Source organism: Helicobacter vulpis, assembly GCF_003660395.1.
Classification (GTDB): domain Bacteria; phylum Campylobacterota; class Campylobacteria; order Campylobacterales; family Helicobacteraceae; genus Helicobacter; species Helicobacter vulpis.
Genome location: NZ_QXQT01000013.1, coordinates 47,599 through 55,680, shown reverse-complemented (window position 1 = coordinate 55,680; position 8,082 = coordinate 47,599). Strand labels below are relative to the sequence as shown.

8 protein-coding genes are annotated in these 8,082 nt (G+C 47.4%); 3 read left to right on the top strand and 5 right to left on the bottom strand.

Annotated elements, in window-relative coordinates:
• Positions 1 to 197 precede the first annotated feature (197 nt).
• Genes EAO38_RS05710 through EAO38_RS05690 form a run of 5 tightly spaced genes read right to left on the bottom strand, consistent with a single transcriptional unit; the run spans position 198 to position 4,713 of the window.
• On the bottom strand, positions 198 to 839 hold the full coding sequence (locus tag EAO38_RS05710; protein WP_121021944.1) for an ABC transporter ATP-binding protein: 642 nt from the start codon (positions 837 to 839) through the stop codon (positions 198 to 200).
• On the bottom strand, positions 836 to 1,450 hold the full coding sequence (locus EAO38_RS05705; protein ID WP_121021942.1) for an ATP-binding cassette domain-containing protein: 615 nt from the start codon (positions 1,448 to 1,450) through the stop codon (positions 836 to 838). The genes EAO38_RS05710 and EAO38_RS05705 overlap by 4 nt, the downstream gene beginning before the upstream one ends.
• A complete protein-coding gene (locus EAO38_RS05700) occupies positions 1,443 to 2,225 on the bottom strand; it encodes an ABC transporter permease (protein ID WP_121021940.1) in 783 nt (260 codons plus the stop codon). Before EAO38_RS05700 ends, EAO38_RS05705 begins: the two co-directional genes overlap by 8 nt.
• The gene (locus EAO38_RS05695; RefSeq protein WP_235852535.1) at positions 2,222 to 3,193 is read right to left on the bottom strand and encodes an ABC transporter permease; all 972 of its coding nucleotides are present in this window, start codon (positions 3,191 to 3,193) and stop codon (positions 2,222 to 2,224) included. The genes EAO38_RS05700 and EAO38_RS05695 overlap by 4 nt, the downstream gene beginning before the upstream one ends.
• On the bottom strand, positions 3,178 to 4,713 hold the full coding sequence (locus EAO38_RS05690) for an ABC transporter substrate-binding protein (protein WP_121021938.1): 1,536 nt from the start codon (positions 4,711 to 4,713) through the stop codon (positions 3,178 to 3,180). Before EAO38_RS05690 ends, EAO38_RS05695 begins: the two co-directional genes overlap by 16 nt.
• Positions 4,714 to 4,843: 130 nt before the next feature.
• On the opposite strand from EAO38_RS05690, the gene EAO38_RS05685 reads away from it, so the two are divergent.
• Genes EAO38_RS05685 through EAO38_RS05675 form a run of 3 tightly spaced genes read left to right on the top strand, consistent with a single transcriptional unit; the run spans position 4,844 to position 8,055 of the window.
• Positions 4,844 to 5,863, top strand: a complete 1,020-nt coding sequence (locus EAO38_RS05685) for a branched-chain amino acid aminotransferase (RefSeq protein ID WP_121021936.1) — start codon at positions 4,844 to 4,846, stop codon at positions 5,861 to 5,863.
• An 18-nt stretch (positions 5,864 to 5,881) separates the two neighbouring features.
• Positions 5,882 to 6,916, top strand: coding sequence for a PTS sugar transporter subunit IIC (locus tag EAO38_RS05680; RefSeq protein ID WP_121021934.1), 1,035 nt, complete (start codon positions 5,882 to 5,884; stop codon positions 6,914 to 6,916).
• Complete coding sequence (locus EAO38_RS05675; RefSeq protein WP_121021932.1) at positions 6,916 to 8,055, top strand: glycosyltransferase family 10 domain-containing protein; 1,140 nt, start codon at positions 6,916 to 6,918, stop codon at positions 8,053 to 8,055. The genes EAO38_RS05680 and EAO38_RS05675 overlap by 1 nt, the downstream gene beginning before the upstream one ends.
• Positions 8,056 to 8,082: the final 27 nt, after the last annotated feature.

The window sequence follows — 8,082 nt, the reverse complement described above, 5'->3', positions numbered from 1 at the left end:
CTAAAAGCTGGTTAAACTTTGTGCTTAAATCCTCTAACTCTTCTTTAAAAGGGGTTAAATCACCCCCCCATATCCTCCAGCACGGATAAAAACAATCTGTGGGCGCGTTTGGTGGCTTTGAGCTCTTGGCTTAGGTTGTTGTGTGCTTGTTGCATAGGAACTCCTTCATTTGTAAAATAAGGGGGATGATAACGTAATTATTCTAATAATTTCCCATTTTCAAGGACTAGAGAGCGAGAGAAGTATTTTTGCGCGATGGCTTTGTCGTGGGTGATGGCGATCATCGTGGTTTGGTAGCGTTTTTGATAAGCCATCAACACTTCCATGATTTCGTATTTGAGCTTTTTATCTAGCGCGCTGGTGATCTCATCTAAGAGCAGGACTTGGGGGCGTACCAACATCGCGCGCGCGATCCCTAATCTTTGCCTCTCTCCCCCGCTTAACTCTCTAGGGTAACGCTCTAAGAGCGCAGGGGCGAGTTTAGCATGGTGCATCACCTGTTCTAAATCTTGCTGGGTGCCAAAACGCTTACACACATCGCCCAAAAGGTCCTTGACTAATTTGGCTGGGTTAAGAGCGGTGAGTTGATCTTGAAAAACGTATTGGATAGTCTTTCTAAACTCCTTTTCTTTGAGGGCTAGAATGTTCTCCTGCTTATATAAAATTTGCCCGCGATCAAAACTCTCTAGCCTAGCGATACACTTTGCCAATGTGCTTTTCCCACTCCCGCTAGACCCTATTAATGCCACACTCTGCGCGTTTTCTACACGAAAACTAATGTCCTTTAAAATAGGGTATTGCCCATAGGATTTCTCTAGGTGCACCACTTCTAAGCTCATGAGAAATACCCCATCTTATCCCCAAAATAAGTTACCCGCCCGCTTTCTAAGACTAACACGGCATCACAAAGGGCATAGGCCACCTCCTCGTCATGAGTGATGACCAGCCTTTGGGTTTCTAAACGCAGGAGCAAATCTATCACGCTTTTAGTGTTCGCGCTATCTAGGGAACTGGTTACTTCATCTAGAAGCAAAATTTTAGCTTCTAGGGCTAGATTAAGGGCAATCTGGATGCGACTTGCCATGCCCCGACTGAGTTCATAGGGGTAAAGCCCCCATACTTTGTTGGGAATATGAAGTTGCTCAAAAATGGGTGGGGTTTTGGCGCATTGATCTTTTAGAACCATTTTAAAGGTGTCTTGAACACGCAGGTAGGGAAAAAAACAGCTGATACAGTCTTGAAACACATAACCCGCACGCCCATCAGTGGCTAGTTTGGCGTATTGGACTTTAAGATGGTGGGGTAAAATCCCACAGATCGCCTTTGCCAATGTGCTTTTCCCACTCCCGCTGCTCCCCAAGATTGCCAAATGCGCCCTAGTACAGAAACTCACATCGTATAAAATTTGGCTTTGGTGGGCGTGGATATTCAAATGCGCCACTTCAACCATGTTTTTGCACCTTTTGCCCTGCTAACATGAGCCCAAAGACCAGCCCAAAGACAGCTAACCCGGGAGTTAGCACCAACCACCACACCCCCGTAAAAATGGCTTGGGACGCTTCATTGAGCATATTGCCCAAACTCGCTTCCCCCACCATAAGCCCCAATCCAAAGAAACTCAACAAGGCTTCTGCGCTGATGGCATGCGCACAAGTGTTGATAAAGAGCACAAAGACGCTGCTCTTGGCTACGGGCAAGATTTGGGCAAACATGATCGCAAAACGCCCCGCCCCCAACGCCCTTTCATTTAAGATAAATTCTTGGGTGCGGATATTGGTAAATTCGTCATAAATCACCTTAGCCGCGCTTCCCCAAGAAAATACGGCCAAGAGTAAGCTCAAACTCCACATGCCAAAGGCGCGCTGGTTAAACGCGCTAAAGAGCAAAATGAGGAGCAAATTGGGCAAAGATAAGAACCCATCTAAAAAGCGCAGTAACAAGGACTGGAGTAACTTGGGCGCATTCAAGCAGAGAAAGGCAAAACCAAAGGCGATAAACATCGCAAACACCCCGCTCAATAGCCCGATGAATACCGAGTTACGCAACGCAAAGAAGAGTCTAGACAACTCATCACGCCCTAGGAAATCCGTACCCAGTAGGTGCGTGGCACTGGGGGGGAGCTTGAGCTGGGTTAAATCCACTTGGGTGGGGTTAAAGGGGGCAAAAAAGGGGAGCAAGACCACCACGCCCAAAACCAACGCCACATACATGACAACTTTTTTCATGTCTGCCATCTAGGGTTGAGAAGTTTGGCCATGACTTCCACTAAAAGATTGAACAGTACGACCACAATCGTGCTCAGCAAAATAATGCTCAGGGCTAGGGGGTAATCCTTACTAAGAAGCGCGTTGATCGTGGTATTGCCCAAGCCTCCTATGGAAAACACACTTTCTACAATGTAGGTCCCCCCTAGGATTCCAGCTGCATTGGCCCCAAAGTAGCTAATGATGGGCAAGAGAGAATAGCGCAACACTAATCTTAGCTGGATCACTCTTTCGCTCACGCCCCATGACCTGTAGCTGGTTACAAAGGGCTCTTGTAAACTTTCTAACAAGACACTGCGTACCAAGCGGATATAAATGGCTAGGTGCGAAAGCGTGAGCACAGCGATGGGCAATACCATGTGCCATAACAAGTCACCCCAACTCTGATCCCCGCCTAGTTCGTAGATCCCTGAGCTAGGAAAAATCCCTAGCATAACGCTAAAGATCATGATGCAAATCAAGCCCAGCCAAAAATTTGGAATGCTGAAAAAAGCCAGAGTGCTCAATAATACTACTTTATCCAACCAAGAATCTTTAAATAACGCGCTCAACACCCCCAGCACAAGAGCGAGCATAAAGCTTAACACAAAGCTACTCAAACCTAGAATCAAGGTGTAGGGCAGGCGTTCCTTAATGATGTCTGCTACACTCTCCCCACTGGCAAAACTCACTCCAAAATCCCCGCGCAACACCCGCCCCAGCCACTCGAAATAACGCACCCACAAGGGGCGATCTAAACCCAAATTAGCGATCACGCGCGCCTTTACCGCCGGGTTAAGGGCTTGGATACTATCCCCATAGATTCCTGAAACCACATTCCCGCTAGAGAGATTCAACATCACAAAGATCACAAAGCTAAAGACGCATAGCAAAACCAACGCCCCAAGCACTCTCTTGGCGATGAATAAGGACACTAACGCTTGCTCCACTTTTCTATATCATAGGTAAAACGCGCTCCATGGTGGCCCAAGATCGTGGGCTGAATGCCCGTAATATCGCTACGATAGGCTAGCGGATAGCGCAAATAGACTAAAAAGGCAAAGGGGGGGTTCTCATATAAAGCGTGGATGAATTTGGCGTACCAAAATTTACGCTGATCGATCTTGTCCGTAGTGCGCGCTTTCAATAAGGCTTCATCCACAGCCTTGTCGCTGTAGTGGTTGTAATTCCAACCGTTCTCATTAGTGCTCGCGTCCATTTTAGTGCTAAAGACGCGGTAAGTCTGTACATCAGGATCTAGCGGACTCCCCCAACCGATGATGAAGCTATCTACCTTGTCAATCTCAAACGCCCCATGGTTTTTGGCAATGGCATGGGCTTTGATCCCAATCTTGCCCAATTCGCTTTGTAAAATATTGGCTAAAGTAACGCGCAAGGGATCGCTATTAAAAGCGTAAATGTCAAACTCTAAGGGTTTGCCGTTCTTATAAAAAACCCCTCCCTTGAGCTTCCAGCCGTCCTTACGCAAAATCTCTTGGGCTTTTTTAGGATTGTAGGGGTAGCTTTGGGCATCTTTGTCATTGGCCCAACTGGCTTGGATGGGGTTATTGGCCGCAAAGCCATAACCATGTAAAATTTTATGGGCAATGAGTTCTCTATTGATGGCGTAGTTGATCGCTTGGCGCACCGCCAAAGATTTTAAGAGTTCGTTGTGAAAATTGAACATTAGCGCTCGGTAATCCGCGCTTTTCATGTCCATGATCTTGATGCGTTTATCGTTCTCTAAGCTCTTGACCAAATTAGGCTCTACAAGGGCGACATCTAAAGAACCGTTTTTGATCTCATAGGTGCGCACATTGTAATCGGGCACAATTTTTAAGATAACCTTTGGGGCTTTAGGGCTTCCTCGATAGAAATGCGTATTGGCCACAAAACTAATGTAGCTCCCCTTTTGCCACTTAGCAAATTTGAAAGGCCCCGTGCCAATGGGGTGTTGGTTATAGGCATCAGTGTTCAAATCCTTGCCTTCTAGAAGATGCCTGGGCAACACGCCGATACTAAGCGCGTCTAACAAGGGAGGGAAGGGGGATTTTAGGGTGATCTGAAGCTTATAAGGGCTTAAAACTTCCACGCTTTTGACTTCTTCAAAGCTGGCGCGCGCGGGGGCGTTGAGTTTCTCATTGAGGGCTTGTTCTATGGTAAATTTTACATCTTGCGCGCTGAATTTTTGCCCATCATGCCAAAGGACATCGTCTCGAAGATCAAAGACCCACACGAGGCCATCCTGGCTCACCTTCCAACTCTTGGCCAAGTCTGGCTCAATTTTCATATCTGGGGAAAAGCGTGTCAAACCGCTGAAGACAAAATCTAACGCGCTATCATGGTCTTCATCAAAAAGCGGGTTAATGCGTGCGGTTTCGTTCTCAATGCCAATCACAATCGTGTCTTTGGGTGTGGCGGCAAGTACTTGCGCCACTAAGAGGGCGGCCAAGAAAAGCTTTTTAATCATCTATTTCCCCTGCGTATAATCTAAATAAACAACGATAGTATTATAGTATTATTGACTTTAATGTTGTGTTAACGCGATTCCATGGAACACTCTTTGCACTGTTTCATTACCACATCAAAAAGGAGTTTCTATGTCTAATTTAGACTGGGCTAATTTAGCCTTTGAGTATATCAGAACTGATTATCGTTTTATTGCCCATTATAAAAATGGTGCGTGGAGTGCGGGTAACTTGGTAGAAAATAACCAATTAGTCTTACACGAAGCTTCTCCTGCTTTGCACTATGCGCAACAGTGTTTTGAAGGGCTCAAGGCCTACCGCTGTAAAGATGGTTCGATTAATTTATTCCGCCCTGAGGAAAACGCCAAACGTCTCCAAAAATCTTGCCAACGCCTGCTGATGCCTCCTGTGCCTGAAGAGCTATTCGTACAGGCCTGTACCCAAGTGGTAAAGGCTAATGAAAAATGGGTAGCTCCCCATGGATTTGGGGCGACTTTGTATGTGCGCCCCCTCGTGTTGGGTGTGGGTGCAGGTTTGGGCTTGCAACCGGCTAAAGAATATCTCTTTGTGGTCTTTTGTGCGCCTGTGGGCCCCTATTTTCGTGAAGGGGTGCGCCCGGCTAATTTTATCGTTTCTGAATTTGATCGCGCCGCGCCCAATGGCACGGGGGCAGCTAAAGTAGGGGGCAATTATGCGGGGAGTTTGCTCCCTGCTAAATTGGCTAAAGAACAGGGTTTTAGCGATTGTGTCTATTTAGACCCCGCCACACACACCAAAATTGAAGAAGTGGGCGCTGCGAATTTCTTTGCCATTTCTAAAAAGAGTGGGGCGTTTGTAACCCCCTATTCCCCCTCTATTCTGCCCAGTATCACGCGCATGTCCTTAGTGCACTTGGCTAAGGAGTATTTAGGCTTAGAAGTGGTGGAAGGAGATGTTTTTATTGATTCCTTGCATGAATACAGCGAGGCAGGGGTGTGCGGGACAGCTGCCGTCATTGTGCCCGTAGGGGGAATTTTCTATAAAGACAAACTCCACGTCTTTTATAGCCAAGAGCAAGCCGGGCCCACCACGCAGAAACTCTATGATACTTTGGTGGGCATGCAATTTGGAGACTTGGATGCGCCTCAAGGTTGGGTGTTGAAGGTCTCTTAGACATTCAAGGGAGATGTAGTGAAGGATTTCTTGCTCAAGCTTTTGTATGGCATGGCATTAGCCGTGGTGATCGCTCTAGCCCCTAATGCGATCTTGGGGGCTCTGCTCAAACCCTATAACTCTATCCACGCTATTGCGTTGTTCTTAGATGCCCTGATCATTTTGCAGGCATTGGTCTCGCTCATCACGGGCGTATTAGTGGGGCTTGCCTTCAACTTTAACCCCATGAAATCTGCCATTATTGGCGTAGCGACCTTTATTGCCTCTGGGGTGGTCAAACACACCGCCCATGGTTTGGCATTGGTGGGCATAGGGGATTTGCTCAATGTGCTCATCATCGCCGCGCTTGCGGTCTTGCTCACGAAATGGTTGGGCGATAAATTTGGATCGTTGACCATCATTTTACAGCCCATTGCTATCTCTGTGTTCTGTGGCTGTTTGGGCTTGCTGATCTTGCCCTACACCACCAGTGTTACCTTAAAAATTGGGGATGCCATCGTGTATTTCACCCAACTCCACCCCTTGCCCATGAGTGTGCTCATCTCGATCTCCTATGCGATTATCATCATCTCGCCCATCTCCACAGTTGCGCTAAGCCTCATCATTGGGCTGACCGGTTTGGCTTCAGGGGCGGCAAATTTGGGTGTTACTTCCACCACCGCCGTGTTGATTGTGGGCTCCCTATTTGCTAGAAATAAAATGGGTGTGAACATAGCGCTCTTGTTAGGGGGCATGAAAATGATGATCCCCAATCTCTTTAAAGCCCCGGTGATGTACGCGTGCATTGTCTCTAATGGGGTTGTGGGGGGGCTGATCACCTATTTTTTCCACATCACCGGCGATGCCAAGAGCGCTGGGTTTGGGATTGTGGGACTCATCGGTCCTATTAAGGCGTATGAAGAAGCCCTATTGCACCACCTAGATCAACCCTTTGTACGGGTGTTGGTGGCTTATGCCTTCTTGCCCTTTTTGGGCGCACTGATCTTACACTTTCTGTGTTGTAAACTGCTCAAGGGTTATGGGCATCAAATCTATGCCTTTCAGGCTAATTAATGTTCGCGCCCCTTCTGGAGGCTTACAGCGCGTCTAGATGTTTAAGCCCTCAGGCACACAAGCCCCCCTTAGTGGTGGGCTTGTCCCATTGTCCGGAGTTCTCCGCGCATGGCTTTGAATATATTCTCTCACAGGCTTACCAACTCCGTTATCAAAACTCCCCCTTTGAGCCCTGCGATATTGTCTTTGGCGCGTCTTTCAGACTCGAGGGCTATCATAAGAAAATCTTAGACTTCCCCCAAAAGCGCATCGGTTACACGGGCGAGAATGAGAGAATCAATTTTGATATTTACGATTTTGGCTTGGGCTTTGATCATCTGCATTTTCATGAACGCTATTTGCGCGTGCCCCTATACTATCTGCATTTGTTCAAACTCTACGCTGTGTTATGTGTCCACCAAGACTCCCCTTTTTTGCTACCAGATAGCCCCCCTTTGCACGCACCCCCCTTTGCACACGCCTATCCTAACCTAGACGCATGCGCTAGAGAGGGGTGCGATCTAAATAGGCGCGATTTTGCCAGCTTTGTGGCTTCTAACTCCAACGCCCCAGAGCGCAACCGCTTTTATCAAGAATTGAATGCCTACCGCCCTGTAGCCGGAGGGGGCAAGGTCTTTAACACCACCGGGCAACCGGTGGCCAATAAATGGGATTTCTTAAGCCATTATAAGTTCAATCTATGCTTTGAAAACACAAAGGGCTTGGGCTATACCACAGAAAAGATTGTTGACGCTTATTTTGCCCACACCATTCCCATTTATTGGGGTAACCCAGAGGTGGCAAAGGATTTTAACCCCAAGAGCTTTGTCAATGTGCACGACTTTAAAGATTTTCACGAAGCGATAGATTTTGTGCGCTACTTAGACACCCATCCTAATGCCTATTTAGAGATGCTTTATACTCCTCCCCTTCATACCAAAGAGGGCAGGGGTACTTTTTGCAATGATTTGAGCTTTGCAAAAATTTTAGCTTTCTTGCAAAACGCCATCGCCTGTCCAGAAATCTACCATGAGCATTGTTTTGCGCGCACCACCCACACCTCCATTAGCCGCGCTCTTAAAAGCCGTTTGTACGCCCTAAAAGCCTATGGGCTAAAAGGTTTCACCCGCTACAACACCAGCGGACTCAAACGCCCCTAAAATCCGCATTAAAGGGGATATTCTGCT